The sequence below is a fragment of the Nitrososphaerales archaeon genome (assembly GCA_032906765.1).
Lineage (GTDB): Archaea > Thermoproteota > Nitrososphaeria > Nitrososphaerales > Gagatemarchaeaceae > DASPPF01.
On sequence record JAJTZB010000001.1, the window covers coordinates 225,377 to 251,094 of the forward strand.

At 58.2% G+C, this 25,718-nt stretch carries 31 protein-coding genes; 20 read left to right on the forward strand and 11 right to left on the reverse strand.

Features of this window, described 5'->3' with window-relative positions; all coding sequences use genetic code 11:
- The first annotated feature begins 48 nt into the window (after nucleotides 1-48).
- Nucleotides 49-777: a hypothetical protein gene (locus LYZ69_01145; protein ID MDV3277056.1), complete on the forward strand. Its 729-nt coding sequence runs from the start codon at nucleotides 49-51 to the stop codon at nucleotides 775-777.
- A gap of 174 nt (nucleotides 778-951) precedes the next feature.
- Nucleotides 952-1,761 (forward strand): cyclase family protein, encoded by an 810-nt coding sequence (locus LYZ69_01150; GenBank protein ID MDV3277057.1) that lies wholly within the window; start codon nucleotides 952-954, stop codon nucleotides 1,759-1,761.
- Between the two features lie 74 nt (nucleotides 1,762-1,835).
- Here the strand turns inward: LYZ69_01150 and LYZ69_01155 are convergent, their stop codons facing one another.
- Nucleotides 1,836-2,264, reverse strand: a complete 429-nt coding sequence (locus LYZ69_01155) for a CBS domain-containing protein (GenBank protein MDV3277058.1) — start codon at nucleotides 2,262-2,264, stop codon at nucleotides 1,836-1,838.
- Nucleotides 2,265-2,267: 3 nt separating this feature from the next.
- Nucleotides 2,268-2,648, reverse strand: a complete 381-nt coding sequence (locus LYZ69_01160) for a universal stress protein (GenBank protein ID MDV3277059.1) — start codon at nucleotides 2,646-2,648, stop codon at nucleotides 2,268-2,270.
- A 193-nt stretch (nucleotides 2,649-2,841) separates the two neighbouring features.
- Between LYZ69_01160 and LYZ69_01165 the strand changes: the two genes are divergently transcribed.
- The 12 genes from LYZ69_01165 (at nucleotide 2,842) to LYZ69_01220 (ending at nucleotide 12,125) form a co-directional block, all read left to right on the forward strand.
- Complete coding sequence (locus tag LYZ69_01165) at nucleotides 2,842-3,348, forward strand: DsrE/DsrF/DrsH-like family protein (GenBank protein MDV3277060.1); 507 nt, start codon at nucleotides 2,842-2,844, stop codon at nucleotides 3,346-3,348.
- A gap of 12 nt (nucleotides 3,349-3,360) precedes the next feature.
- Nucleotides 3,361-3,609 carry a sulfurtransferase TusA family protein gene (locus LYZ69_01170; protein MDV3277061.1) on the forward strand — a complete coding sequence of 83 codons (249 nt, stop codon included), beginning with the start codon at nucleotides 3,361-3,363 and terminating at the stop codon, nucleotides 3,607-3,609.
- Complete coding sequence (locus LYZ69_01175) at nucleotides 3,610-4,836, forward strand: NAD(P)/FAD-dependent oxidoreductase (protein MDV3277062.1); 1,227 nt, start codon at nucleotides 3,610-3,612, stop codon at nucleotides 4,834-4,836.
- Between the two features lie 62 nt (nucleotides 4,837-4,898).
- Complete coding sequence (locus LYZ69_01180; GenBank protein ID MDV3277063.1) at nucleotides 4,899-5,444, forward strand: hypothetical protein; 546 nt, start codon at nucleotides 4,899-4,901, stop codon at nucleotides 5,442-5,444.
- Between the two features lie 196 nt (nucleotides 5,445-5,640).
- Nucleotides 5,641-6,141 carry a hypothetical protein gene (locus LYZ69_01185; protein MDV3277064.1) on the forward strand — a complete coding sequence of 167 codons (501 nt, stop codon included), beginning with the start codon at nucleotides 5,641-5,643 and terminating at the stop codon, nucleotides 6,139-6,141.
- A 1-nt stretch (nucleotide 6,142) separates the two neighbouring features.
- Nucleotides 6,143-7,285, forward strand: a complete 1,143-nt coding sequence (locus tag LYZ69_01190) for a hypothetical protein (GenBank protein ID MDV3277065.1) — start codon at nucleotides 6,143-6,145, stop codon at nucleotides 7,283-7,285.
- Between the two features lie 30 nt (nucleotides 7,286-7,315).
- Nucleotides 7,316-7,942, forward strand: coding sequence for a sulfurtransferase TusA family protein (locus tag LYZ69_01195; protein ID MDV3277066.1), 627 nt, complete (start codon nucleotides 7,316-7,318; stop codon nucleotides 7,940-7,942).
- Nucleotides 7,943-8,273: 331 nt separating this feature from the next.
- The gene (locus LYZ69_01200) at nucleotides 8,274-8,606 is read left to right on the forward strand and encodes a hypothetical protein (protein MDV3277067.1); all 333 of its coding nucleotides are present in this window, start codon (nucleotides 8,274-8,276) and stop codon (nucleotides 8,604-8,606) included.
- Between the two features lie 108 nt (nucleotides 8,607-8,714).
- Nucleotides 8,715-9,074: a hypothetical protein gene (locus LYZ69_01205; GenBank protein MDV3277068.1), complete on the forward strand. Its 360-nt coding sequence runs from the start codon at nucleotides 8,715-8,717 to the stop codon at nucleotides 9,072-9,074.
- Nucleotides 9,075-9,149: 75 nt separating this feature from the next.
- Nucleotides 9,150-9,422 carry a hypothetical protein gene (locus LYZ69_01210; GenBank protein MDV3277069.1) on the forward strand — a complete coding sequence of 91 codons (273 nt, stop codon included), beginning with the start codon at nucleotides 9,150-9,152 and terminating at the stop codon, nucleotides 9,420-9,422.
- Nucleotides 9,423-9,490: 68 nt separating this feature from the next.
- A complete protein-coding gene (locus LYZ69_01215) occupies nucleotides 9,491-11,137 on the forward strand; it encodes a hypothetical protein (GenBank protein MDV3277070.1) in 1,647 nt (548 codons plus the stop codon).
- A gap of 46 nt (nucleotides 11,138-11,183) precedes the next feature.
- On the forward strand, nucleotides 11,184-12,125 hold the full coding sequence (locus tag LYZ69_01220; protein ID MDV3277071.1) for a cupredoxin domain-containing protein: 942 nt from the start codon (nucleotides 11,184-11,186) through the stop codon (nucleotides 12,123-12,125).
- Here the strand turns inward: LYZ69_01220 and LYZ69_01225 are convergent.
- A complete protein-coding gene (locus LYZ69_01225) occupies nucleotides 12,122-12,445 on the reverse strand; it encodes a hypothetical protein (GenBank protein MDV3277072.1) in 324 nt (107 codons plus the stop codon). The two genes, LYZ69_01220 and LYZ69_01225, sit on opposite strands and share 4 nt — an antisense overlap.
- A gap of 77 nt (nucleotides 12,446-12,522) precedes the next feature.
- On the reverse strand, nucleotides 12,523-12,942 hold the full coding sequence (locus LYZ69_01230) for a hypothetical protein (GenBank protein MDV3277073.1): 420 nt from the start codon (nucleotides 12,940-12,942) through the stop codon (nucleotides 12,523-12,525).
- 53 nt (nucleotides 12,943-12,995) lie between these two features.
- Between LYZ69_01230 and LYZ69_01235 the strand changes: the two genes are divergently transcribed.
- Nucleotides 12,996-14,084, forward strand: a complete 1,089-nt coding sequence (locus tag LYZ69_01235; GenBank protein MDV3277074.1) for a mandelate racemase/muconate lactonizing enzyme family protein — start codon at nucleotides 12,996-12,998, stop codon at nucleotides 14,082-14,084.
- A gap of 8 nt (nucleotides 14,085-14,092) precedes the next feature.
- On the opposite strand, the gene LYZ69_01240 is transcribed toward LYZ69_01235, so the two are convergent.
- Genes LYZ69_01240 through LYZ69_01250 form a run of 3 tightly spaced genes read right to left on the reverse strand, consistent with a single transcriptional unit; the run spans nucleotide 14,093 to nucleotide 16,505 of the window.
- Nucleotides 14,093-14,878, reverse strand: coding sequence for an HAD-IIA family hydrolase (locus tag LYZ69_01240; protein ID MDV3277075.1), 786 nt, complete (start codon nucleotides 14,876-14,878; stop codon nucleotides 14,093-14,095).
- Complete coding sequence (locus LYZ69_01245) at nucleotides 14,875-15,300, reverse strand: DUF126 domain-containing protein (GenBank protein ID MDV3277076.1); 426 nt, start codon at nucleotides 15,298-15,300, stop codon at nucleotides 14,875-14,877. The genes LYZ69_01240 and LYZ69_01245 overlap by 4 nt, the downstream gene beginning before the upstream one ends.
- Nucleotides 15,297-16,505 carry an aconitase X catalytic domain-containing protein gene (locus LYZ69_01250; protein ID MDV3277077.1) on the reverse strand — a complete coding sequence of 403 codons (1,209 nt, stop codon included), beginning with the start codon at nucleotides 16,503-16,505 and terminating at the stop codon, nucleotides 15,297-15,299. Before LYZ69_01250 ends, LYZ69_01245 begins: the two co-directional genes overlap by 4 nt.
- Nucleotides 16,506-16,561: 56 nt before the next feature.
- On the opposite strand from LYZ69_01250, the gene LYZ69_01255 reads away from it, so the two are divergent.
- From LYZ69_01255 to rpsJ, 3 genes are read left to right on the forward strand one after another with little or no spacing between them, the layout of a single operon-like run.
- Nucleotides 16,562-17,713: an iron-containing alcohol dehydrogenase gene (locus LYZ69_01255; protein ID MDV3277078.1), complete on the forward strand. Its 1,152-nt coding sequence runs from the start codon at nucleotides 16,562-16,564 to the stop codon at nucleotides 17,711-17,713.
- A gap of 57 nt (nucleotides 17,714-17,770) precedes the next feature.
- A complete protein-coding gene (locus LYZ69_01260) occupies nucleotides 17,771-19,228 on the forward strand; it encodes an aldehyde dehydrogenase family protein (protein MDV3277079.1) in 1,458 nt (485 codons plus the stop codon).
- A 48-nt stretch (nucleotides 19,229-19,276) separates the two neighbouring features.
- Complete coding sequence (gene rpsJ / locus LYZ69_01265) at nucleotides 19,277-19,588, forward strand: 30S ribosomal protein S10 (protein ID MDV3277080.1); 312 nt, start codon at nucleotides 19,277-19,279, stop codon at nucleotides 19,586-19,588.
- On the opposite strand, the gene LYZ69_01270 is transcribed toward rpsJ, so the two are convergent.
- Both LYZ69_01270 and LYZ69_01275 read right to left on the reverse strand, forming a co-directional pair.
- Nucleotides 19,578-21,590, reverse strand: a complete 2,013-nt coding sequence (locus LYZ69_01270) for an NAD-dependent epimerase/dehydratase family protein (GenBank protein ID MDV3277081.1) — start codon at nucleotides 21,588-21,590, stop codon at nucleotides 19,578-19,580. The two genes, rpsJ and LYZ69_01270, sit on opposite strands and share 11 nt — an antisense overlap.
- A 25-nt stretch (nucleotides 21,591-21,615) precedes the next feature.
- Complete coding sequence (locus tag LYZ69_01275; GenBank protein ID MDV3277082.1) at nucleotides 21,616-22,005, reverse strand: hypothetical protein; 390 nt, start codon at nucleotides 22,003-22,005, stop codon at nucleotides 21,616-21,618.
- Nucleotides 22,006-22,257: 252 nt separating this feature from the next.
- Here LYZ69_01275 and arcC point away from each other — a divergent pair, with 252 nt between their 5' ends.
- Nucleotides 22,258-23,193, forward strand: a complete 936-nt coding sequence (arcC, locus tag LYZ69_01280) for a carbamate kinase (protein MDV3277083.1) — start codon at nucleotides 22,258-22,260, stop codon at nucleotides 23,191-23,193.
- Here arcC and LYZ69_01285 read toward each other — a convergent pair.
- Nucleotides 23,128-23,691 carry an NUDIX domain-containing protein gene (locus LYZ69_01285; GenBank protein MDV3277084.1) on the reverse strand — a complete coding sequence of 188 codons (564 nt, stop codon included), beginning with the start codon at nucleotides 23,689-23,691 and terminating at the stop codon, nucleotides 23,128-23,130. The two genes, arcC and LYZ69_01285, sit on opposite strands and share 66 nt — an antisense overlap.
- Before the next feature lie 117 nt (nucleotides 23,692-23,808).
- Between LYZ69_01285 and LYZ69_01290 the strand changes: the two genes are divergently transcribed.
- Entirely contained in the window at nucleotides 23,809-25,059 is a 1,251-nt protein-coding gene (locus LYZ69_01290) for a molybdopterin molybdotransferase MoeA (GenBank protein ID MDV3277085.1), read from the forward strand.
- Here the strand turns inward: LYZ69_01290 and LYZ69_01295 are convergent.
- A complete protein-coding gene (locus LYZ69_01295) occupies nucleotides 25,056-25,646 on the reverse strand; it encodes a nucleotidyltransferase family protein (protein ID MDV3277086.1) in 591 nt (196 codons plus the stop codon). The two genes, LYZ69_01290 and LYZ69_01295, sit on opposite strands and share 4 nt — an antisense overlap.
- Nucleotides 25,647-25,718 lie beyond the last annotated feature (72 nt).

The window sequence follows — 25,718 nt, forward strand, 5'->3', positions numbered from 1 at the left end:
TCTGATTAGGGAACAAACTTATAACATTACAAAAGGCCGCGAGCTGACATGCCAACAGACTGGTCTCCCCCTGAGAATGTAACGCTGAAAGAAGTGAAGATCAACGTAGAGGACATCGAGCCGATCCTCCGCGGTCTGGAATCCCCCCTGCTCAAGGTGCAGTATCCGCCAGGCTATGTGAACCTGCCCACTGGTGAGAAGATGGTTGTGCGAAGGGCGAAGAAGGAAGAGGCGCCCATAGTCATGAAGACCGCGTTGAAGCTGTTCGACAGGGACACCGACTTCTACGACATAGTCTCGGCCAGAGTCTATGCGGAGTTCCTTGGTTGGTATCGCAGCAGGATAAAGGACCACGTGGCTCTCGTGGGTGTCATCGACGGCGAACTGGCTGCCATAGGCAACTTCAGGCTGTGGGACGACAACACCGCGGTCAGCCTCCACACCCTGACCTTCAAGAGGAGGGCAGGGATAGGTGCCACGATGTACGCAGCCAAGCTAGAGTACGTATTCGACTTCATGAAGTGCAGAGAATGGTGGGCGACGTACGAGAGCTACACCGGCTTCAGGTACTGGGGAGTCAAATACGCCCAGTATCAGAAACCCTACCCGCAGATGCAGCACGAGCTGGGAGGAGGAAGAATCTTCTTCAACACCAAAGACGACTGGGATAGGTTCGTGAAGGGGATCATGAAGGAGAGACTCGTCATTCGCCCTGCCCCCGCCAAACTCCTGGCCACAGCAGAGAAGCTCGCGGCGCCGAAAGAAGTGGAAGTCTAGTCAGCTCCAGCGGTGAGTCCCGCAAAGCCCTGGGGCGGCGAAGGTTCCCAAGACACTGAGCGTCTAGTCTACTGACACAACCGCCTTGCGTCTTCTGAGGAACTCTGTGTCGAGACTATTGACTGTGAGAAACGTGTCATATCTTTAAAACGGCGTGGCAGCGCGCGCTCTCCTATGACTAAGATATACGACCTATCACAACCACTGAACCAAGAGACGCCATTCTGGCCGCTGTATCCTCCTTTTGAAGTCAAGTTCATCAAGAGGAAACCGGAACACGGCGTCAACGCAATGTACATCATGACAGCCATGCACATAGGAACACATCTTGACGCGCCACTGCACTTCGTCACAAACGGGAGGACAATCGACCAGATACCCCTCGAGTGGCTGTACGGACCTGGCATCATAGTCGATGTCAGTGAGGTGGGAGACCTGGGAATCTACACGGAGGAGATAGTCGAGAGGAATGCGAAGGCTGCGGGCGGAGTCAAGGACGGCGACATCGTGGTCCTCTACACAGGATGGAGCAAGTATGGTTGGTACCAGAAGCCCAAGCCACAAGGAACAGCAGATGAGGAGAGGTACATCCACATGCACCCAGGTCCCACCAGGGCGTTCTGCGACTACTTGCTTAGGAAGAAGGTCCACATCTGGGGTGTAGACGCTGTGTCAACTGACCATCCGATGAACCTACCAATCGGCAGGTTCCTCCCACGCGTGAGCGACAAGGTCAGGGCCGCGGCTGCGCAGAAGTTCGGCGAGGCCAACCTGGCCAAGCTCTTCCCCCTCGAAGACTACCAAGTAACGCACAACATACTCTTCCCACGCGACTGCATTCACATGGAGAATCTGGGCGGCCAGATCGAAGAGGTTCTGGGCGGGCAGAAGGCCGTGCGCACTACTATCGGCTGCTTCCCGTTCCTGTTCAAGGGCGGAGAGGCCGCGTTCGCGAGGGTAGTAGCGTTCGACTTCAACAAGTGAACGCCCACCTTTTTCTTTTTTTTCTATTAGTTCAGCACTGATGCAATTCCACGGGCAGAACGTTTGAGCTGATTCTAAGGAACGAAGTCAGGGGGCCTGTAACGAGCGCTGACCATCTCATTCAGAGAAGTCACCAGGGCGAAACTCGATTCGACGATGTCTGTCTGTGTGATGATTCCAACCAACTTGCCTCCTTCCATGACGGGGAGCTTCTTGACCCCGGCTGCTGCCATGATCCGGGCTGCGCCTTCAAGCCTTTCCGTGGGTCCGACGGTTACGAGCTTCTTGCGTTTGAAACTGACAGACGTTTTGAAGGGGTTCAACCCTTTGGCAACTGCCTTGGAGACGTCGCCCTCGGTTATTATCCCCGCGGGCTTGCCTCTTTCGACAATCACCAGGGACCCTATCCTCCACTTCGCCATCCTCTTGGCTGCCTCCTTTAGCGTGGCTGAAGAATCAACGGTCCTGACACGCCTGCTCATCACGTCAGCCACGCAGATCATTCGCTACCTCACCACCATAACAGGGCAGTGGGCGTGGCTGACCACTCCGCTCGACACGCTGCCTAGGACAAGCTTCCTGAAACCTGTCATGCCCCGCGTTCCCATCACGATCAGGTCGCACTTCTCGCTTTCTGCGAACTCGACCACTGCTTGGACAACTGATGCAGCCTCGATCAGCTCTGCTTCAGCTTTCGCGCCCGACTCCTGTGCGATGCGCATTCCGCCCTCCAGGGTCCCCCTCGCCTTCTCCTTTGCCGACTCCTCTATGGCGTTGACGTCGACCTGAGGCATGGGCGCAGGGGCAGCGTAGGTGTAGATTGGCACGGAGTAGACGTGCAGTATCTTCAGCTTCGCCCCGTACTCCTTGGCCATCGAGCTTGCCATCTTTACAGCTTTGACTGCGTCTGGTGAGCCGTCGAATGCGACGACGATCTTCTGAAAGGGGTTTCCGGTCGTTTTCTCACAAGGTTGGTAGCGCTTGCTCGATATTTAAGGCGGTCACTGATTTCCAAGGATGAAAATCAGGCATGGGAAACGTCGTTCCATCTTTTATTCCGACCGCCTCTCCGCCATACACATGGCTACGATACTGGCCCAGAAGGAGAGGGTTGAGAGGGTCGAGGCGGCCCAAAGCAAGCTCAGCATAATCCTGTCGAAAGGGTCCCTGGACATGGCGTACCCTGCGTTCATGCTCGCCACAACGGCGGCGACCATGGGGAGCGAGGTGCACGTTTTCTTCACGTTCTGGGGCCTCGACGTAGTAAACAGAAAGAAGGTGGACTCGCTCAAGGTTTCGCCGGTCGGCAACCCAGGCATGCCCATGCCTAACATATTGGGGATGCTTCCGGGAATGACGGCGATGGCAACTAGGATGATGAAGGGGAAGATGCAAAAGATCAAGATGCCCGCAATACCCGACATGATCCGCACAGCGAAGGACCTGGGCGTGAAGTTGCACGCTTGCTCGACCACAATGGACGTTCTCGGCGTGAAGAAGGAGGACCTCATTCCCGAGATCGATGACGTGGTGGGAGCTGCGACGTTCCTCCAGATGAGCGAGGGCGGTCAGACGCTCTTCATCTAAGGGGGGGTGTGAATGAGCGCCCCGGCAAGCAGGCGGCAGGTCGATTCAAGGGGCAGCTTCTGCCCAGGCCCCATCACCGACCTCTTCAAGGCGTACAGGGCAGCGAACGTCGGAGACGAAATCGAACTCCTGGCCACAGATCCGGCCGCCAAGAGCGACGTCGAAGCGTGGGCAGCGAGGAGCGGCAACCAGGTTCTCGAGGTGGCGCAGGAGAAGGACTACCTCCGGATAGTCATCAAGGTAACGAGGAAGGGTAGGTAGATGGTCAAGAGGCTGGTCGTCCTCGGCGCGGGGACGGGCGGGACGCTACTCGCCAACCTCCTCAGCAGCAGGCTCCACGACCGCATTAGGTCCGGAGAGATAGAGGTCCTCCTCTTGGGCGATGGGTTCAGGCACTATTTCCAACCCGCCAATCTGGACATCGCATTCAAGGGGGTGCCTCCGGATTCGGAGAGCAGGAATGAGTCGGACCTCCTGAAACCAGGCGTCACCTTCGTGCCTGACCCGGCCGCCAAAGTTGACCTGGCAAACAGGAGAATCACGACAGCGGGCGGGACAACCTACGGCTACGACTTTCTGGTGATGGCGCCTGGAGCAGAGGCGGCGCCAGAGATGATGCCGGGACTGAAGGAGGGTTCGCTCAACTTCCACACGGGACCGTGGGGCGCGGAGATGGTCTGGGACGCGGTCCGGAACTTCAAGAAGGGGAAGGTCGTGGTCGCAATCGCAGGCGTGCCGTACAAGTGTCCGCCGTCGCCAGACGAAGCCCTATTCCTCCTCGAAGAGCACTTCAAGAAGCGCGGGGTGAAGGAGGACGTCGAACTGACCTTGCTGACGCCCTACCCGAGGTCCTATCCGGCCGAGAAGACAGCGAAAATCGTCGGGCCGCTTCTCGAGGAGAGAAATATCAAGGTCGTTCCCTTCTTCAACATGGAGTCGGTCGACCCGACCAAGAAGAGGGTGTATTCCCTGGAAGGCGAAGAGATTCCTTACGACCTTCTGATCTCTGTGCCGCCCCACAGGGGCACCCGCGTGGTGAGAGACTCAGGGATAGGGGATCAAGAGGGGTGGATTCCGACCGACAGGAGAAACCTCAGGATAAAGGGGCATGATGACGCGTTCGCAATCGGAGATGCTACAGACATACCAGTCTCGAAGTCAGGCGTGGTCGCGCACCTCGAGTCCAAGGTGGTAGCCAACAATCTGATTGCTGCGATGGATGGTGAACCGATAGAGTACGCGTACAACGGCAGGATAAACTGCCCAATGGAACTGGGGCACCACAGAGCGATTTTCGTTTCCGCGACCTACGAGAGTCCGCCAACGCCCCAGAGCCCGTCCTTGGTGAAGTACGCCATGAAGAGGGGGTTCGCCTCAATCTATTGGTCAACCCTGTCAGGAAGCTTGGAATGGCTTATGGACGCCTATTTCGGCGAAACAAGCAAGAAGGTCGAGATGTCTCGGCCCATGCCTGCCTCCCAAGTTTGATTATCAAGATTGAAAATAGGCACGGCGAGTTATATACCGTGGGCCGATAGCTGGCCTTGAAAATGCAATCACTCCAAGGGAAATGGGCTGGCAGATTCATCTGGGCCGCCGTCATCCAAGGACTCGTGGCGACCATTATCACGGTAATGGTCCTCGACCCTATCCAATACTTCACAGGTACTCCCACGTACTACTCTCCGGCAAGAGTAATCGCCGGAGGAAGCGGTGGCACCTGGTTCTTCACCGGGTACATCTCATACATGGTCGTCGGCGTCGTTGCGACTGCTGTCACGGCCATCTTCTACTTCTACATCGAGGGCATCAAAGGCAAAGTGTACAAGGGCATCACCAACTTCATGGCATGGGGCCATCTCATATTCATGAACGTGGGCGTGGCGGGCTCGATGTTCCTGATGATGTGGGGAGGCTACTTGGCAGGGTGGGGCCAGTCGGCTGCGAGCGCTGGTGGCGGCGGGCTCAACGCCGGCCAAGTCCATGTGCAGATTCTTGGATGGATGGTCGAACCAATCGGCGCCTTCATACTGCTCGCAGCAGTCGGCGCCCTCCTAGGCGGACTAGGATACATAGTCAGAAGCAGGACGCCTTAAGTCCTGCTTCCACTTTTCTTTTCTTGAGGAGCATTGCCAGACACGCCAGTGCCTCCGTCGAATCAAACACGTTCGGCAGAGCTCTTTCTGGGACTCGGACCTTTCCGCCCAATCAGGTCACATCAGTTCCTAGGATTGGAAATCATGTCTAGTGCTTATATCGGCCCGCTGTAGCGTCGGTCTCAACAGAGAGAAATTGGCAAAGGCTGAGAGAAGATACTGGTACACCACCTTCAGGATGGCTTCTTACGCCAACACATTCGGAGCACTCATCTGGACCGCCCTGATGGTCCTGCCGTTCGCGCCCTTCTCGTCTGTCCCACCGATAATGGTTGCCGGGGGTCCGGGGCAGTGGCTTGTGGTCGCATACCTGCTCTTCGTCACAGTGGGTGCGGGAGGATTCGGCTGGCTGTCGGGCCTTCTCCACACGATTGAGGTGCACGAGGGCCGGAAAGCGGACCCATCGCTAATGTGGCCGGGCTTCATACTACTTTATTTCGGCGTAACATCGAGCTGCGCAATGCTCGCGGCAGCCGGTACGCTAGGAGGGTATGCGTCGACGGTCAGCGCAGGGCCTGTCACTCCCCTCCGAGAAGTGCTCTCTCCGTACGTTTACCCTATCACTGCGACAGTCCTGGTTGCGGTGGCAGGTGCCTTTCTGGCGCTCCTAGCAATGATTCGTGCTAGGGGCCCTTGAATTGCACGCCAGCCGTGGAAAGGTCGCGGACAGACTCCTGAAGCCCGCCCTGGCGCTCTGGCTCGTCGCCTCGCTGGCGGTTCCGGGTGCCATTGCTGCTGCTCGGCCGAGCGCCAATGGAGCTGGGACATCAGGTGAAGCAGGGTATTCTGGGACCCCCTGGGGGCTTGGGGTGGTAGTGCCAGACGGGGCCGGGCTTTCGGGCGGGGACGCACTTTCCTGGAGCGCCGCGACCAACGTGACGGTGGTGGTGCGGATACCCGACATAGTCAACGCTACACAAATCATGTATGCGATACTGTCCCTCATGACTCGAGACGGCTCTGTCCTTCAGGTTGCGGCTGGTATCTACCCAGGCAACAGGAGCTGGCTCGTCTATTCCATGTTCATCGCTGATGTCGGAACCTATCCGCAGAGGTATCAGTGGGTGCTCAATTCGAGCGAACCCAGGATGTCGCCTGGCGACTCGGTCGCGATAGCAATCATCCTCACGCAGACGGACGGGTGGATGTTCATTGTGAGGGACCTTTCGACCGGGTCTTCTGTGGAGCGGAGCTTCGGGGCAAACGCAGCACATTCACTAAAGGTCGGGGATCAAGAGGTCTTCGCACTGGAGTCTTACTCCCGCGACGCCTCAACCTTCGAAAAGATGGGCAACCTGACCTTGGTATCCATCCTGGTCGACGGAATGAGGGTCTCAAATGGCTGGTACCCCTACGCGGACTGGGACGTCAGGCACAACCCTCTTTTCGTTGTGGGCGGCGCGACCCCTCCGCAGTTCATCGCCTTCAGCCGCGGCGGAAACGTGACTGCGGTCTGGTACTACGTGGAAGGCTGGAGCGGGAGCTGGCAACCTGCCCAGCTGGACCTGTTTGTCTCTGCAGCCTTGATCGCCGCAGCAGGGTGCGTCATGTTGGTCGCCAGGTGGTACGTTGGCAGGGCAGGTGCGCTGAAGCGATTCAGCACAGTAAATTGTGCTGAACTTCCGGCGACCGTACACTTCATAGGTCTGAAAGCGCTGAGTTTGTTAGTCGTTTCCGGGTGTTCTGATTTGGCCTTCAGAATCCCCGGACGCGCCCAATTTCCCGAATTGATTCGGCCAGTAGCGTTTTTCAATCATGAGAAACGTATTCTGACCTTTTAAGGGCACAATCGGCAATAAGACTCTATCGACATGGAAAACACGACTCAGCAATCGCCGCGAATACTTGTTGATTCAAGGGGCATCTGGTGTCCACCGACACCCCTTACGGATCTGTTCAAGGCGTGGCGTCAGGGGAACATCGGTGACGAGATCGAACTTCTGGCAACAGAGCCTAACACAGAAGCCGACGTAAGAGCGTGGGCAAAGAAGAGTGGCAACCGGATAATTGAGGTTGAGCAGAAGAAAGACTATGTGAGGGTGGTCGTGAAAGTTACTCGGAAGGGGAAGAGTATGCTGAAGCTGGCCGCGTCAAGGAGGAGCTTCAGCGAACCCGACGAAACCAAAGAGACGCCGAAAGGAAGACTCCAGCTCGTCACAATCGGGGGATTCACGCTCGGACTGCGTTCACTACAGCCTGGTTGGAAGTGGTCGACATCGATGAAGCCGATTGCTAAGACGGAGACTTGCGAGATACGTCACATGGGGTACGTGCTCTCTGGTCAGATGGCATTTTCGATGGACGATGGAACGGTTCTTGAGGTCGGCGCAGGAGATGTCTTTGATGTCCAAGCAGGCCACGACGCGTGGACCGTTGGCAAGGACCCATTCGTCTTCGTCGACCTAATTGGTGCAGTCAATGCTCAGGGGAGAGTCTGACTTTAGGTTCGAAACCCTTCCGGCTCGAATCCTTGGCTAGGAGGGGCAGCCGAGCTATGATGACTAGGTTGGGGTTCACATCCCATCATCAGCGGATTCTCTGAGACACTTATGTCCATGGCGTTCCTCGTGTCGGGCGAGCCTTCACTGCCTGTAGTAAGGCCCAGGGGACTTGGACCTGTAGTTTGGCGCAATCAGGATGTTAAGCCGCCCGGAAACACGATCATTTCTCCCGAACAACTTTCTGGTCGAAATGCCCGCATCCGAGAGAGGGGGGCTCCGACACACTCTGATTGCGAACAGACGCCGGAATCAGCCTTCTTGAGGAGAGATGTCCGTCAGTTCAACTGGCAGATTCTACTTCTACATCGAAGGGATTCTGGGCAGAGTCTACAGCGGCCTGACGTCTTACCTGGCTTGGGGGCACCTCGTCCTCATGACCGTGGGCGTTGACGTCTCAATGTTCCTCATGATGTGGGGAGGCTACATGGCAGGTTACGCCTTGGCACCGACCGCTCAAGGAGGCGGAGGTCTCACAACACTCCAAGTTCACGAGCAGATACTCGGCCAGCTAACATGCCCAATCGGATTCTTCATCGGACTGACAGCACTAGGCGCCCTCCTCAGGGGCCTAGGTTACATACTCAGAAGCAGGCAGAAGTAACCTGCTTCTGAACCCCTTTTTCTACTGCACGGGTGTGTAGAATAGACTCAAATACGATATTCCCACCGCGAACAAATCTGGGATGCTCAACCAGGAGTTTCGCGGCAGTTGGTACAGGTAACGGACCCTGGGACCCTCCAGGCCTTGGTTCAGGCCCTCTCCGACGAATACTCCAGGAAGATAATGCTGGGGTGCATAACCGCAGCAAAGTCTGTCGAGGATCTGAGCAAGGAGAACGACATCCCCCTCAGCACCTGCTACAGGAGGGTGCACGAACTGCTTGACTCAAGGGTGCTGATAGTCGAGAGGATAATCGTCACGCCCGACGGGAAACGCTACGAGATGCTGAGGAGCGCCTACCGGTCAATCACAGTCAACTTGGAGAGCGGAATCATGAAGGTGGAAGCGTTGATCAACGAGGATGTTGCGGACAAGCTGAGGCGCCTCTGGGTGACGATGAAGCAATGAAGTTGTTACCAGTGTTGAGAATCGTGTTCACTACTTTAAAGGGTCAATTCGGGGGTGATTCAAAGTAATTTGAACTTGATTGATTTCCTCAGGATCGAGCAGCTGCTCATCCTCCTTTTCGGTGGGATAGTTGTCTACTACGCGACGAAGAGCTACAGCAGGACCAAGAGCAAGTCGATGCTGTTGCTCGCAGTGGGCTTCACATTCGTGGCGATTGGAGCTGGGCTAGCTGGAATCTTCTTCGAGCTGATGAACACAGACCTCATAACTGTCGAAACGATACAGGCAGCTAGTCAGGCAGTTGGCTTCTTCATAATAGTCTACTCCCTAGCAGGAACGAAGGACTGATCCGCAATGACCGCGGCGAGTCACCTCCTTACTGTTACGCGGCACCAGCCGAAGGCGAGTGGGTCCCCATGAAAGCTGCGACGTTCAGGAGGGCCGGGACGGTCACCTCAGCTCGGGCGGCGCTCTCGACCATACCCGACTCCGCCGTTGTGGCAGTCTCCGGGTTCAACATGGCCGTTACCCCAGAGTATCTCATCCTCCAGCTCTTGGAGCTTTACAGGAGCACGGGGCACCCGCGCGACCTCTTTCTGATAGCCGATGCCTGCCCGGCAGTGCCGGGCCGAGCCTTGGACAAGGTTGCCGAGTACATCTACACGTCTCACGACTCGGGTCTAATCAGAGGGGTCTCGATGCCGTTCTTCGGCTTCGCGCCAACGTTCCAGAAGCTGGTTTCAGACAACATTGTCGAGGCGTACAGCTGGCCGATGGGAGTGGGTGCCTACTGGTTCAGGGAGGTAGCCTCTGGCAGACCGGGCGTGATAAGCAAGATAGGCGTCGACACGTCGATTGACCCAAGGAGGGGTGGCGGGCGGTTCAACGAACTCGCGGAGAAAAGGAAGACGTGCACCGTCAGGAGGATATTGATAGACGAAGAAGATTACCTGATCTACGAGGCTCCAAAGCCGAACGCTGCGCTCGTCAGGGCCACGTCGGCCGACCCCTCGGGCAACGTGACAATGGAGGAGGAGCTCATGCGCGGGACCGTCCAGAGCATAGTCCAGGCGACAAAGGCACACCCTAACCCTGGGACAGTCATTGTCCAGGTGAAGCGGGTACAGACTGATCGAGCCAACCCGAGGACGGTGGAGGTGCCCGGCCCATTCATCGATTACATCGTCGTCTCCCCAGAGCAATATCACTGGCAGACAGGATCCTCATTGTTCGATCCACGACTCAGAATGGGAGCCCCTGAGGCGCGGGCTGCGGCAGATTTGTGCACCCAGATGGTGGAGGAACCGCACCACACAGTGATAGCGAGGAGGGTTCTGATGGAGCTCGTGCATGCGGCCTTGGGGAAGGGAACCCCAATCGTCGTGAACCTCGGAATTGGAATCCCGGCCTTCATCTCCTGTCTTGCCTTGGAAGAGAAGGTCACGGACTACATAGTGACAGTCCTCGAGTCGGGGCAGTGGGGCGGGGTCGCCCTTTCTGGCGCCGACTTCGGCGTTGCCATCAACCCCTTCGCCCTCTCGACGATGCCGGACATGTTCTCCAACTTCGAGGGTGGCGTGATTGACGCCGCGTCCCTCGGCTTCCTCCAGGTGGAGGAGGGCGGCGACGTGAATCCATCCATGCTGCCCGGGAGGCTTTTCGGTCCGGGCGGCTTCCCAGTCATAGCGGGAGGGTCACCCCGCCTCTACTTTGCGGGTGCGTTTACAGCAGGCGAGTCGAAGATAGAGGTGGAGGGCGCGAAGCTCAGGATCGAAAAGGACGGGGCGACCAAGAAGTTCGTGAACAAGGCTTACAGGAACTTCTTCAGCGGTCGCCAGGCGCTGCGGTTCGACAAGGAGGTTCTGTACGTGACAGAAAGGGCGGTCTTCAAGCTGACTCTTCAGGGGCTGGAGTTGAAGGAGCTTGCCCCCGGAGTGGACCTTGAGCGCGACGTACTTGCGAAGATGGAATTCACTCCCAGGGTAGGGGGAAGCGTGGGGGAGATGGACGCCAGGATCTTCGCGAAGGGACCGATGGGCCTGGCGCGAGAGCTCGCCTCGTAGGGAATCAGAGCACTTAAACCGCGGAAGTTCGACCTAGGCGCGAGTAATGAGGGCAGAACGCGATGGGATATCCACGGCCGGGACAGCGCTAATCCTCCTGATTCTAGTTGTGGGGGCAGTGTCGGTCTTGTATGTCAACACTACGCAAGGAAACGAGGATCAGATTGCTCAGCTAAAGTCGCAGATCGCCCACGTCGCCTTGCAGCAGAGGAGCTTCAACGCGTCGATTCTGAGTCTCGGCAGTTTGCCGGTGATGAACCAAGCTCCCACGATCAGGACAATTTGGGAGACATGGTACCTTTCGCCACAGGCGCATCAGGACAGGTTCGACCCTTCTTTCATCGTAGTCAACCAGGGCGACACGGTCCACCTGACCTTCATAGACAACGACACGGTTGCGCACGACTTCGTCCTGGGGCCTCCCTACAGCGTACTCGTGAACGCGACAGTGCCCGGCCTAATCAATGACCTCACGGGGCAGACGTTCACTACAGACGCGAAGAACAATTCCCCTGGCGTCGTGGTCGTGGGCACCCCCGGCAGGGTATCGGCTACGTACTCCTTCGTGGCTGAGTACCCCGGAATTTTCGAGTTCGTCTGCACTTATCACGCCCAAGTCGGGATGATAGGCTATCTCGTGGTCCTCCCCAACTCAGCCTACAAGGGCTCTGTCCCGGCGGGAGGGCATCCTTCGAACGCGTCAGCGGCCGGGGTTGTGGTCAGCATAGTCCCGGGAGCCGGGGAAAACACCGCAATCCCGGGTTACAGTCCGGATAGCATCACGGTCGTAATCGGTGTAAACAATACAGTCGAGTGGACGAACAATGACAGCGCCCCCCACACGGTTACAGCGAACGGAGGAAGCTTCTACTCTGGAAACCTCGCTCCGGGCCAATCGTTCACCTATGTGTTCTTGACGCCCGGCGTGTACGAATATCATTGCACCTACCACCCGTGGATGACGGGCAAGGTCACAGTAAAGGGCTAGCGAAGGGCTTCCTGCTGAATCAATTCCGAGAGCTTCTGGAAGTACAGCCTCGTCGCAGTCGGCATGTCGGCGAGGTTCCGTTCTATTGAGTCGAGGACGTACCGGACTGCCCTCTTGGACGTCTTGAACTCGAACTTCATAGGGAGGATGGGGTCCTGAACCACGCCTATCGAATCGCTCAGGTAGGAGGGCGCTTCGGCCTTCGCGTCGGCAGCGACCCTCTCGTACCACCCAGCGAGCACGTTGGGGTCGAGCCCCTGCTTCAGGTTTTCTATTTCCTGCAGCAACCTTTGTAGGAAGAGCATCTCCTCGTTTGCCATCGCGCTCAAAGCTCATGTCCAGTGCGCGACCTTATAGGAAAAAATGTGCAAACAATTTGAGCAGGCATGTGAGGATTTCAGCTGCACTTCATCTGGAATAGTTCGGTCTTCTCATACTCGGCCTCCCAGACGTGGGTGCTGTTCCTCGCGCGCCTCACGCTCAGGAGGGTATAACCATCCGGAGCTTCGGAGTAGGCGCGCGCCAGTATCGACGCAGCCGGTTCTTGGTCCTCGTCGAAGCTCACAACTACGTTCTTCCTGAACTTCTCAATCTCCTTCATGTGGTCCGCGAGGCAGAGTGTCCTGCCCTGAAGGCGGGACGATGTGAGAAGCTTGACCTCGTTGCCGCAGGCCTCGCACTTCACCTTCTTCATGCCGCAGCTGAGGCAGACCCTGCCGACGCCCACGACCATGGGATAAGTGCCACTGGTGGGCTCCGGAGTCCCGCACAGAGCGCACTTGGCAGGCGATTTGGTCGAAAGGTGCTGCAACGTCATTCTTCGCGGCTTCAGTCAATCAATTTAAGGTTACCCCGTCCTACCCGACCCAGTTGAGAGTAGAAACAGTCGAGGCTTTCCCGATCAGAATCAAGGCCGACGAGAAGTTGAAGGGGGGGACCTTCAGCTATTCGTACTTCCAGACTGTGCTTGTGAAGGTCGTCTGCGACGGCGAGACAGGTTGGGGAGAGGCGATGACACGGCTCGAACCGAAGGCGACCGCCGCCCTGGTGGAGTTCCTCGGGAGACGAATCGTAGGCAAGAAGTTCGTGAGACCTCGAGAAGCCTGGAATGTCATATGGAGAGAGCTAAGGATTAGAGGGCACACGAGAGGCACGGATGTCGAGGCCCTGAGCGGCATAGAAATAGCGCTTTACGACTGCTACAGCAGGCTCAAGCGAGAACCTCTCTGCAAGATGCTCTCTGGACGCGCAGCCGACTCGGTTCCCGCATTCGCAGGGTCGCTCTTCAGGTCTCGTGGCGGAATCGACGAGCAGGTGAAGAGGGCGAGAGAAGCTGGGTTGAAGGGAGCCAAGGTGAAGATCGGGTTCGGGCCCGGGAGGGACCTCGAGCTGCTCAGGAAGGTGAGGAAGGCGTGGCCGAACGCTATGCTGGTGGCCGATGCGAACGGCGCGTACGACATCCGAACTGCAGAGAAGGCCTGCCGGCTGTTCAGGGAGATCGGCCTTTCCTGGTTCGAGGAACCGCTGTTATCGGACGACTGGGCAGGCTACTTGAGGCTCGGCAGACAGAAGGACGTCCGCATCGGTGCGGGAGAGAGCTGGTTCGTGGGAGACATTACTGCAGCGCTGGAGGCTGGGCTGGTCGGTGTGCTCGAACCCAGCGTCAGCCGGTGCGGGGGGGTAGACATCGAGCTAAGGGCTGGAAGGCGGGCAGCGAGAAGGGGAGTGCTTTTCTCCCCGATGACGGGCATGAATTCAGTCGTCTCGCTCGCAGCGTCCCTGCACGTTGCGGCCGCCGTGCCCACGATAGGCGTGGAGTTCAACCCGTTTCCGAACCCGCTCCAGACGGAGCTGGCGAGTGGGTTGTCGGCGCCTTCCGAGGGTTTCATTGCAGTTCCCAAGGGGAACGGGCTTGGCCTGGAAGTGGACACCAGGTTCATCCACCGCAACGCGGCGTGAGTGGGCCTTCAGAGGTACTCGACGAGGTCGTCCACGTTGGAGACCATTGCCAGGGCTCTTGTGCCGCGGATGCTGCGGTCGACGCCCGTAGCGACTAGCACCGCGTCGATGCCCGCGCGGGCTGCGCCTGCAATGTCTGTCTCGACCTGATCGCCCACCATCAGAGCGTCTCTTGCCGTGCAACCGGCGCGTCGGAGAGCCATGCGGAACATCTCCGGGTATGGCTTGCCGATCACTGTGGCGCGTTCCCCGGTGGCGTACTCGAGTGCTTTGACTATCGGACCTGTAGCCAACGCGGGCCCGTTTTTGTACATGTAAAGTCTTGATACGTGGGTAGCTACCATCTTGGAGCCGTTCCGCACGAGTCTGGCCGCGTGGTCCAGCTTCTCATAGCTGAGCCGTCTGTCGAGTCCGATCACTACGAAGTCAGCCTCTTCACCCACCGTCCTTTCGTGGCCAAACCTCCTCATCTCCGCCTCGAGGCCCGGCTCCCCAACTAGGTAGTATGACACTTTGCCGTACTTCCTGCTTAGGTACTCAGCAGTGAGAAGACCGCTGGTGAGGATCTCCTCGTTACGGATAGGGATGCCCAGGGCCAGAAGTCTGGAGTGGACAGTCTTTACAGAGTCGGTCGAGTTGTTTGTGAGGAGGAGGAGCTTCTTCTGGTGCGACCTGAGCTTCTTCACTATCCTCGTTCCCCCAATCTTCACCGGTCTCTCTTTGCCCCTGTAGAAGACACCGTCTAGGTCGAAGAGGAACAGCCGTTTCCTGCTAAGGTCCAGTCTTCTTTTCAACCCTCCAGCACCACCTCCGCCTTCCCCCTGACCGTTATCTGGTTGCCATTCTTGACTCTCGAGTACAGCTCCTCCGGGAAGGAAGAGAGAACAGGTACGGACTTCCCGTAGACAACCTTCGCCAACACGGAACCGATGACTGCAGAAAGGTCGGTGCTCTCAGTGACTACAGCCGCTGGGGCGTTGCCCAGCCTGAATGTCTCAAGGAACCAGGCGGATGCCGTTGTCGATCCCTTCCCGAATGGATAGAAGAGGACTTTGCCTCTGACGTTATGGCCTCTGATGTCGCTGCGGATGTCAGTGACCTTCCCCGTGGCTGGATCGACCCCGTGCGCGAAAGTGAATGCGCGCCTCGAGATCAGAGCCTCGCCGCTCGCGTTGCCCTCGATCTGACGCCTCCCAGTGAAGCTTGCGGGTTTCACCTAGTTACCTCCTCAATTATCTCCTTCAGTGACGCGTAACGCATCTTGATTTCGCCCTCGGAAGACACGATTTCTGCCATCTTGGCCGAATTCGTCAGAACCACGTTGAAGCCCATCTTCTTCAGGGGTGATATCTCTGCGTCTGTCGTGTGAGTGAGCCTCGCACCCGAGGACTCGATATCCCCTGCGATTCCCGACCGGATGGCCATGTCGTAGGCTTGGCTGGACGTGTAGACATACATCTTGACCTTCCTATCCACCTTCCTTCCTTTCAGCATCTCCGCGAGGTTGCCCAGCTCGCTTACCGAGAGGTGAGGGACGCCGAGGGCGACGAGGTCTGGGAGCTCATCGGTCTGGTTCAGGTCCCCCTCTACCTTCTGGAGGTCAGATCGTGTCACGTCGACAGACTCGACTGTCTCGCGCCGCGTCGCCTCGGCAAGAGAATCGGCGCCCCTCGTGACGCCAACAAAGTGAATCATTGTGACTGGCCCGGCTGCAGCAGCTGCTGCGCCCAAGTGTTTGAGCTCATCGGAAGTAACGGACGGAGGGAGCCCTTCGAGAGCGGGTACCCTTGAACCGGCGTGCTTGCCGATGAAGAACCCGATGCTGCGGTAGTCCAGGTCGGTGAGGGCTCCGGCTGCAACCTTGAAGGATATCTTGGGGACCCTGTTCTCGTCCAGGAGCATTCCGAACCTTGGGGTTAGCCCCGTGATGGCACAGGCCATGTCCATCCCGGCAGTGATCTTGTTTGTCTTGCAGCCAATCAGAGAGTTCGCGAAGACAACGGAGCTCGACTCCGCCCAGGCAACATTCTCGCCCGGCTTCGGGAAGTTGCAGACCTGGTACTGTGCGCAGGTCCAGCACGGGATGCCTCCCAGCTTGTCGTAGGCGCGACAGAGCCTGAACTGCTTCTCGGCGTAGTCCTCTGGAATCCCGAAGCTCTTCCATTTCTCCAAGTCCATGCTCGCCGGGTCGACCGTGGTTGGGACCGCGAACTTGCCTCCCGCGTTGGCAAACCGCTCCAACATCTCGATGCCTGCATCATGCAGGCTGCTGTAGTGCGCCAGGACGTGCGCAGAGACGATGGGCACGAGGGAGTCTGCCCCCACGGCGTCACCGACCTTGGTTAGTATCTCCATCGCGAGCTGCCTGGCCGCCCCTTCCTTGCCGCGCAGCATCTTCTCCTGGGACGCATCTAGGTGCAAGGCTAGGTCGCCTGCCCCGACAATTCTTTTTAAACGCAATTGCGCGACTCAGCTTCGTGAACTTCTCCTACTTCCTCCCCACGAAGATTGCTTTCGGCTACGGCGTCCTGGACGGTCTCGGGGAAGAGGTCAGGTCGCACAAGGCGGAGAAGGCGCTGATTGTCACGGACAAGGTGATGGTCAAGACGGGTGTGGTCGAGAAAGTGACGGCCAGGATGGGTCGGGTGACCTTTGACGTGTTCGACGGAGTCGAGCCAGAGCCGAGGATAGTGGTGGCTGACGCTGTCGCTGACAAGGTCAGAGGCGGGAAGTACGACCTAGTCATCGGAGTCGGGGGCGGGAGCTCAATGGACATGGCGAAGGTCGCAGCAGCGTTTGCGACAAACGAGGGACCCGCCAGGAAATACGTCGGCAACAACCTGTTCACGAAGAAAGCGGTGCCCTCGGTGATGATTCCCACCACTGCCGGAACTGGGGCGGAACTGACTGTGACATCGATGGTGACTGTCGAAGGGCACAAGCAATGGATCAACAGCCCGCTGCTCCTCCCGAATGCAGCCCTCGTCGACCCCGAGCTCACCTTGACCATGCCGCAAGCTGTCACAGCAGCGACTGGGATGGACGCACTCTGCCACAACGCGGAGGCATTCCTTTCATCCCTAGCTAATCCGATTACAGACTCGGCGGCAATCGAGGGAATCAAGCTAGTTGTCGCCAACTTGGAGAGGGTGTACGACAACGCGACGGACAGGAAGGCACGCGAGGCGATGAGCCTGGGGGCGCTGATGGGGGGGATAGCCCTTCAAGCGAAGATGGTGTACGGCCACTCGGTGGGTTACACATTAGCTACCAGGTTCAGGCTGGCGCATGGCGTCTCCTGCGGTCTTCCCCTCCCGTACATCATCTCGAATTACTCGGTTGCGTGTGGGCCGAAGATGAAGAGGCTCGCCGAGGCGTTCTCTGTTGGTGGAACATCGGACGACCCTGTCGCCCTGGGGATGGCTGTGGCCGAGCGCGCCATGGCGATCGTCAGACACCTGAAGATGCAGGGTACCCTGAAGGAGCTAGGGGTGAAGGAAGAGGAACTTCCGATGCTCGCCAGAGAGTGCATCCAGATGTATCCGAGGCCGAACAGCCCCCTTGTCTTCGACGAAAAGAGCATGACCCACTTCTATCAGATGATGTGGGACGGCAAACTGGCCAGATAACCCAGACAATTCTTATACATGGGATGGAGTCGGAGCTGCGGTGATTTCGCATTGAAGATGCTCATCCAGGGAGAATGGGTGGACGCGCAAAGCAAGGAGACATTCGATGTCTTCAACCCAGCCACCGGTGAGGTCGTAGGGTCTGTCCCGAAGGGAGGTAGGGAGGACGTCAAGAGGGCAGTTGATTCGGCCAGAGAGGTATTCACGAAGTGGTCAGAGGTGCCGGCCCTCGACAGGTCGAGAGTCCTCTTCAAGATAGCCGAGACGGTCCGTGCAGATTTGGAGGGCCTCGGCAGGACGCTGACGACGGAGCAGGGCAAACCACTGAACGAAGCAAAGAGCGAGGTCGGCTCCTTCGCGAACAGCTGCGAGTACTATGCCGGTCTGGTCGGAAAGGAGAGGGGAGCACACACGCCATTCTCTACGGGCGAGGGTTTCTTCATTGTCACGAAGCTCCCGATAGGGGTTGTAGGAGCAATCCTACCTTGGAACTTCCCTGTTTCACTGATGGGCTGGAAGCTCGCCCCCGGACTCGCAGCGGGCAACACATTCGTTGTCAAGCCGGCCAGCTCAACACCGCTGACCGACCTGAAGGTCGCGGCTCTGCTGGTGAAGGCTGGCCTGCCGCCGGGCGCAGTGAATGTCGTCACCGGCCCAGGCGCAGTGGTCGGCGAGGAGCTGCTCGGCAACCCGAAGGTATCGAAGATAGCGTTCACGGGCGAGACTGCCACCGGGAAGAGAATCATGGAAGGCTCCGCGAAACAAATCAAGAGGCTCACCCTAGAACTCGGCGGTTCAGACCCTATGATAGTCTGCGACGACGCGGACATCGACCTCGCCGTGGAGGGTGCAGCGTGGGGCAGGTTCCGGAACTGCGGGCAGTCCTGCACGTCGGTCAAGAGGCTCTTCCTCTTCAAGTCGATAGCAGACGAGTTCACCGAAAAACTGGTCAGGTTGATGAAGCTGGTCAAGGTGGGAAACGGGCTAGACCCAGGCACAAACATCGGGCCAGTCCACAACGCGCCCCAGAGGGAGAAGGTGGAGGAGATGGTGGAGGACGCGAAAAGCAGGGATGCGAAGGTGCTGCTGGGCGGGGGGAGACCAAAGGAGAAGACCCTCGAAAGGGGCCTGTTCTACGAGCCCACGATCCTGAAGGACGTGGACTACGACGCGATGATGGCGAAGGAGGAATGCTTCGGGCCGGCTCTGCCAATCTTCGTCGTGCGAGACTTGGAGGAGGCAATACAGCGGGCCAACGACACCATCTACGGCCTCGGCTCCTCGGTGTGGACCAAGGACATGGAGAAGGCATACCGCACGGCCGAAAGGATTCAGGCAGGGACGACGTGGGTCAACTCGCCCCCGATCGCGAGGGCGGAGGTCCCGTTCGGCGGCTTCAAGCAGAGCGGTTTCGGCAGGGAGCTGGGTCTGGAGGGGCTCGACCACTACTACGAGACCAAGAGCATCCAGTTCCTCGAGTACGACAAGGGCAAGAAGTGGAAGTTCCCGATGTGATTCGGGAAAAAACATCTAAATAGAGTGCGAAGGCGCGGTTGCAAGAAAATGCCCCAGTATGCCAGGATAAAGTTGACGAGCGCAAACCTCGAAGAACTTGAGAAGGTGGCCAAGGACATCAAGGATATCGCTGACAAGACTGGAGTCAAGGTCAAGGGACCCCAGCCGCTCCCGACAAAGAAGCTCAAGATCACGACGCGCAAGGCTCCGACGGGCGAGGGGAGCCACACATTCGACCACTGGCAGCTGCGGATTCACAGGAGGATACTCGACGTCCAGCCGGACGACAGGACGATGAGGGCGATAACGAAGCTCAGGATCCCAGAGGACGTTAAGGTCGAGCTCATCCTTACTGCGTAGGCTGGTTCTTCACCCAAGCGATTGTACGCCGCAACCCCTCCTCCAGCGTCAGCTCGTACCTGTAGCCGAGGAGCCTCCTTATCTTGGCGGTCGAGGGATAGCTCACCTGCGGTTCTCGCTCGAGTTCGCTCCTCGGGGGGGCCAAGTCTACTCTTGACTTCGACCCTGTCAGCCGCTTCACAGTTTGTGCAAGCTGCCTTATCGTTACTGCTTTCTCTCCTCCGAAGTTGAATGCTTCCCCGACAGCCCTCTCGTTAGTCAGCAGAGCGAGGGTCAATCTGGCATAGTTGACCGCATGTGAGGGCGCCGTTGTGTCCCTTCCCCTGTTGAAGAGGGTCAGCGGCTGGTCGGCGAGGCAGGCTCTGATGAACCTGATGGTCGCCCTGCTGGGCTGGTCGTACTCCCCGAAGAGAAGCCAGCTGCGTGTAATCGACACTGGTAGCTGCTTGCTCCTGAAGTAGCTCGTCGCCATGTTCTCGCAGACGACCTTCGAGTAGTCGTAGGGAACTCTTGGGTCGAACGGGGCCCCCTCTGCGACCGGGTTCTTCTTGGGCGCTCCGAAGACGTTGGCGGAGGAGTTTCCTGACAAGGTTATTCTTCCGTTTCTCTCGACGAGGAAATTATGGTTCTCGACCTCAGCGCACCAGACCTCTCCAGAGTAGTAATCAGAGTGGGCGTTGCCGTATTCTGTTCCGAACATGGGCGATCCAGATTTGGCAGAGATTCCAATTCTGTAGCTCGTCGATTCAATCTTGCGGCCGGCGATGTATGATACGTTATGATCTAGGGAGACTGTGGTGAAGTACCCAAGCTTCGCACAGAGTTCGAGTGTATCTTCCATGAGACCGGTCGATACAGTAGTTAATTCCTTTCCTCTGGACCCATCCGAATCGAGTAGGCCCTGTAGAAGAGACCTCAACAACACGACCGGAGCATCAAGCATCCATCTTGGAATCCTCTTGAAGTGTGCGTTCTTCGAATCTGATCCTGCATCATAGCAATCGTCAAAAATCCTGTAAAGGGGGTCAGAAGTGAAGTATAGACTCTTGTCGTACCCCGACCATTTGATGGAGTCGCGTGTCAGCACTTCCTCAAGCCGCTGCCTGCACTTGTCTGCCTTCGGGACGTACAAGAACACGCGTGGGTAGAAGTACTTTCTTTTCACCGGCGTGGTTGGCCGCCTCTCAAAACGCCCTGAACCGTCGCGTCTCTGCATTAGCAGGCTCTTGGACAGTCCACTGGTAACGGTCTGGAACTGTCTTCCGTTTAGGCTTCCATCTCCAATGAACACCCCCGTCAAGTAAAACAGGTCGACAGGGTTGGGAAGGGATTCCGGAGGAACCGGTGGCGTGATTTGGGTCCCGACCCAACGGCCAGTCACCAGTCTGCAGACTGAACGAGCAGCGACTACATCCGCTCTTTCAAAGGTTGTACGCCAACCACGCTGCCCCTTAGAACTTGTGGGTGTCTGCACGAGCATGTTGTGGTTGGGTGTCACCATCAAATCTAGCCTTCTTCCCTTGAAGTGAACCATCTGGCCCTCATACGGATAGATGAACACGCGCTGCACCGGCTTGGGTTCCAAGATTCCCGTCCGCATGTTATGCGTGAAGACGTAGTCACCAGCATTCAGGTCGGTGTAATGCTTCAGCCCATCAGTCGTGAATGCCCTTGTTCGGGCGTCATGGCATGCGTAGACGAAGCGAGAGACATTCTTCTTGAGTGCGAGTTCGAGCATGTTCAGAGTTCCGAAGCAGTTCACCTCGAAGCAGAGCTTCGGGTTCTCGATCGTCTTCTTGATCTCCGTGAGGGCTGCCAGGTGGACGACTGCGTCGAAGTCGAGGGAGGCGAGCTTCGTGAACACGAAATCCTTGTCGAGAAGGTTCCCGCTGACGGGCCACCCTGCGAGGTCGGTCGGAATCACCTCCACGTGGTTCTTCGCCAGGAAGTCGACGAGGTTCCTCCCGACCATTCCGGAGGCGCCAGTAACGAGTACCTTCAACTTCCTGCTCGCCAACCCTCCGAGTCTATTTAAGCTGCGAAACCTTGGCAGCGAACTGGCCGACCAGTTCGGGGTCGACCACCCCGTAGCCCATGCTCTCGGTGCCGTCGCGAAGTGTCATCGGCATCCTAGCCACGTAGTAAGGGACCTCGAACTCAGCGACCTTCGCCTCGTCCTCCGTGTCAAAGAGTTTCTCGCAAGCTCCGTCCCCGTATCGAAAGAGGGACACCTTCACCACCTTTCGCTCGCCGAATCCTGCTCCCCGGCCACCTGCAGCATGGGAACCCTCTGTCAGCTTCAACAGGAGGAGGGTGTTCTCAGCGGCAAGCGACGTCAGGTCCACGTCGCGCTGAGCTATGACGACTACCCTTGCCCCGCCTGAAAGGAGCTGCGTGAGCTCGTCGATGGCGCTCAATTTGCAACGAGCCGCGTTACTGCTTCAGATGCTCCTCTCCTCACTTGGAAGACAATACCAGGAAGTCGGTTGAACTCCGCCACCTTGGCGTTCTGGTTGACCAAGCAGGGCGCAACGAATGCGACCTTCTTCTTGGGTTGAGTGCGATTCGTCAAGGGATCGCGTTTTGCGCTCCGAAGTTATTTAAGCCTTGGAGCATTTTCGGTTAATCGTTTATATCGGCGCCGAGGGCCAGCCAGTTCCTTGAAGGTTGTGCTTGCGCTAGGGGGCAACGCCCTCGGGAGGCCCGAACAGGAGGGGACGTACGAGGAACAGGCTGCGAACGTGAAACTGGCCTGCGCTCAAGTCGTGAAGCTGCTCAAGAAGGGGCACAACCTCGTATTGACCCATGGCAACGGCCCTCAGGTAGGTGCCCTGGCCATACAGAGTGCTGCGACAAGGGAGGTGCCGGAGCAACCACTGCACGTGCTGGGAGCTATGACCCAGGGCGAGATTGGCTACCTCATCCAGCGAGAACTTGGCAACCAACTCAGGGCGGCGTCTCTGAAGCGTCCAGTCGTCGCACTGGTCACGCAAGTGGTCGTCAACAGGGACGACCCAGCCTTCCAGAACCCGTCGAAGCCGATTGGTCCGTTTTACGACGAGACCACCGCGAAGAGACTCGCAACAGAGAGGGGCTTCGTCGTCAAGAAGGTCCTCCCGAAGGGCGAGAGGCAGTTCAGGAGGGCAGTGCCTTCCCCGGACCCCGTCAGGATCGTCGAGGCGGAGCTGATCGCCGGTCTGGTCGAGACTGGAGCTGTCGTCATCTCTTCGGGAGGAGGAGGCATCCCTGTTGTGTCGGACGGGAGCGGGCAGCTTGTCGGTGTGGACGCAGTGATTGACAAGGACCTCGGTGCGGAAAGGCTCGCGGAGGCGGTGAGCGCGGACGCGCTGCTCGTACTGACGAACATAGAGAAGGTGAAGCTGAACTTCGGGAAGAGCGACGAGAAGGATCTCGACAAGCTCAGCGTGCGGGAGGCAGAGAGGTATCTCGCCGAAGGCCAGTTTGGGTCGGGCAGCATGGGACCGAAGGTGCTGGCCTGCATCCGGTTCTTGAAATGGGGCGGGAAGGTGGGAGTGATCTCATCGCTTGAGAAGGCGACCGAGGCCCTCGATGGCACGGCCGGCACGCGCTTTGTGCCTGACTAGATTGAGGCATTCTGACAGCAGGATCTTAGCGTCTGGGGTGAGAGCCCTCCCTTTCATCAGTCTTCTCAGAGTCAATCCTGACACAAGCTTGACACCCTCCAGCTCCTTCGGATCTATCTTCACAGGAAGGTCTGTCCAGCAGGCGAAGACTGTGACAATCTCCCACTCTGAGAGCCCGCTGCCCCTGACCTTGGGCAGGAATACCTTCGTGATGCGCGTTAGGCCGACATCGAGGCCTAGCTCTTCGAAGAGCTCCCGCCTTGCGGCCTCCCTGTAGCTCTCCCCGGCCTTCACGTGGCCGGTGCACGACAGTGTCAACCTTCCCGGGTGCCATCTGTCATGCCTGCTGCGTTTTTGCAGAAGCAGCTTGGCACCGCTCCTGAACACGAGCACTGCGACAGCCCTGTGCGGGAGGCCTTTCCTGAGGCATTCCTCCAGCCTGGCCGTTCCTATCGGGCGGTCGCCGGAATCGACCATGTCGACAATCTCTCCTTTCACGTTTCTGACCTCCGAGGAAGGCTCGATTCCGCGCTGTCAATTAAACGCTCGACGGTCAACGTATCTTCAACGATGGCGAAAGTTATATCTGGACTGCTGGGTTCGGCGGAGCCTCCTTTGGTCACACCAGTGTCCGAGTATGCTCGCGTGGGGCAGGTCGTCGAAGGGGTCTTGGCGCTGACGGGCCGGGAGCTCAGGGTTGAGACGGTTCCTCCCCAGAGGGCCTATGGTCGTGTCAGCGCAGAGGATGTCAGAGCAACGACCGACTCCCCGCCTTTCAGCACGTCTCACATGGACGGGTTCGCGATCAGGAGCGCCGACACCAACAGGGCGTCCGAGAGGAATCCGGCAAGGCTCGAGGTTGTGGGCCAGGTCGGAGTCGGAAGAAGGCCTGACATCGGAGTGAGGGAGGGTCAAGCATTCAGAGTATCGACGGGCTCGTTCATGCCCAAGGGCGCGGATGCGGTTGTTCCACTCGAGGAGACGACTGCGAGGGGAACCCGCGTGTCCATCGGCCACGCAGTAGCCGCTGGTAGCTTCGTATTCTCAGCTGGAGAGGATATCAAGAGGGGGAGCGTTGTCTTGAGGAAGGGAGCCCGGATAAGGGCGCAAGATGTCGGGCTGGCGATGGCCATGGGGACGAGTGCCGTAAGGGTCTACGCTCGCCCGACAATCGCTTTCCTTGCCACGGGCAGCGAACTCACGAACGTAGCAGCTCCCGCCCCCGGAAAGACGCGCAACACTCACGTCCCCATCTTCCTCTTGATGGCGAGGGAGCTGGGCTGTGACGCGATTGACTTGGGTATCGCGAAGGACAAGCGGGGAGACATCTTGGCGAAACTCAGGCGGGGCCTGAGAAGGGCCGACATGGTGCTCACCACGGGGGGCACATCGGTCGGGGCGTTGGACTTGGCAGAGGACGTTGTGAAGCGCCTGAAACCCAAGGTGATTCATCACGGGATACGCATGGACAGGGGCAGAGTGGCCGGAGTGGCTGTCGTCAAGAACAAGCCAGTTGTGATGATGCCCGGACCCATCCAAGGCGCCGTCAACGCGTTCATTCTGCTGGCCCTGCCCCTGATCCAGAAGCTCTCAGGCGGGGGAGACGAAGTGGTCCGGGTGAGGGCGAGGCTGACGCGGCACTGGGAGGCCAGGAGGCGGTTCCCGAACTTCACCAAGGTCGTGTACCTGAGGGTCTTCCCAACCAGAGGGGGTACTGCAGCAGAGCCGATGCTCGGGGAGACCGAATCGATGTCCCTCCTCGCGAAGTCGAACGCAGTCACAGTAGTGCCAGAGGAGGTGCGTTCGATGGAGGCAGGCCAAGAGGTCGAGGCGATGTTGTTGCCAGGTTTCTCTTTTTCCAGCTAGCCCGCACGGCTCGCCAGAGTCCGCTCCGCCGTTTTGAGATCTGCAGGCGTGTCGACGTCCACGAGTATGCCTTCGTCCTCCACCTTGACCTCGAGCACGTCCTCCTCGTACAGCTCGACCACCCGCTTTGCCCCCTCGTCCCCGTGAAGGCGGAGTATTTCGGGAAACATCTTCCTGTCGAACAGGATCGGATTCCCCCTCGTTCCGGCGTGGACCGGGATGACAATCTTCGAGCCAGACTCCTCGTACGCTGAGACAATGCGGTTGACCGTTGATGGGAGGACAAGCGGCTTGTCGCCGAGCCCTATCAACGCAGCCTGACTCCTCGCATCTATGGTACCAAGGCCCAGCTTCACCGACTCGCTGAGGCCCTCAAGGTACCGAGGGTTCACGATCACCCTCAGCTTGCCTTCTGACCTGCGCCAAGTCAGTCCAGATCTCACGACTACGACGACCTCGGCCAGGTTAGAGGAGAGGAAGGCGTCGACAACGTACTCGAGAATGGGCCGACCTGCAAGGAGCACGTCCTGCTTGGGACTGCCCATCCGCTTCGACGTCCCGGCTGCGAGGATGATACCGCTGATCAACTGATCACGGGGCGGGCGTTTGGTATTACTTCTGCCTTCCCGAGGCTAGAAGGGGGCGCCTCACACACCGGA

Coding starts and splice junctions, on each gene's coding strand:
- LYZ69_01145 (MDV3277056.1), top strand. CDS start 49: ATGCCAACAGACTGGTCTCCCCCTGAGAATGTAACGCTGAAAGAAGTG.
- LYZ69_01150 (MDV3277057.1), top strand. CDS start 952: ATGACTAAGATATACGACCTATCACAACCACTGAACCAAGAGACGCCA.
- LYZ69_01155 (MDV3277058.1), bottom strand. CDS start 2,264: ATGATCTGCGTGGCTGACGTGATGAGCAGGCGTGTCAGGACCGTTGAT.
- LYZ69_01160 (MDV3277059.1), bottom strand. CDS start 2,648: ATGGCAAGCTCGATGGCCAAGGAGTACGGGGCGAAGCTGAAGATACTG.
- LYZ69_01165 (MDV3277060.1), top strand. CDS start 2,842: ATGGCTACGATACTGGCCCAGAAGGAGAGGGTTGAGAGGGTCGAGGCG.
- LYZ69_01170 (MDV3277061.1), top strand. CDS start 3,361: ATGAGCGCCCCGGCAAGCAGGCGGCAGGTCGATTCAAGGGGCAGCTTC.
- LYZ69_01175 (MDV3277062.1), top strand. CDS start 3,610: ATGGTCAAGAGGCTGGTCGTCCTCGGCGCGGGGACGGGCGGGACGCTA.
- LYZ69_01180 (MDV3277063.1), top strand. CDS start 4,899: ATGCAATCACTCCAAGGGAAATGGGCTGGCAGATTCATCTGGGCCGCC.
- LYZ69_01195 (MDV3277066.1), top strand. CDS start 7,316: ATGGAAAACACGACTCAGCAATCGCCGCGAATACTTGTTGATTCAAGG.
- LYZ69_01200 (MDV3277067.1), top strand. CDS start 8,274: ATGTCCGTCAGTTCAACTGGCAGATTCTACTTCTACATCGAAGGGATT.
- LYZ69_01215 (MDV3277070.1), top strand. CDS start 9,491: ATGAAAGCTGCGACGTTCAGGAGGGCCGGGACGGTCACCTCAGCTCGG.
- LYZ69_01220 (MDV3277071.1), top strand. CDS start 11,184: ATGAGGGCAGAACGCGATGGGATATCCACGGCCGGGACAGCGCTAATC.
- LYZ69_01225 (MDV3277072.1), bottom strand. CDS start 12,445: ATGGCAAACGAGGAGATGCTCTTCCTACAAAGGTTGCTGCAGGAAATA.
- LYZ69_01230 (MDV3277073.1), bottom strand. CDS start 12,942: ATGACGTTGCAGCACCTTTCGACCAAATCGCCTGCCAAGTGCGCTCTG.
- LYZ69_01260 (MDV3277079.1), top strand. CDS start 17,771: ATGCTCATCCAGGGAGAATGGGTGGACGCGCAAAGCAAGGAGACATTC.
- rpsJ (MDV3277080.1), top strand. CDS start 19,277: ATGCCCCAGTATGCCAGGATAAAGTTGACGAGCGCAAACCTCGAAGAA.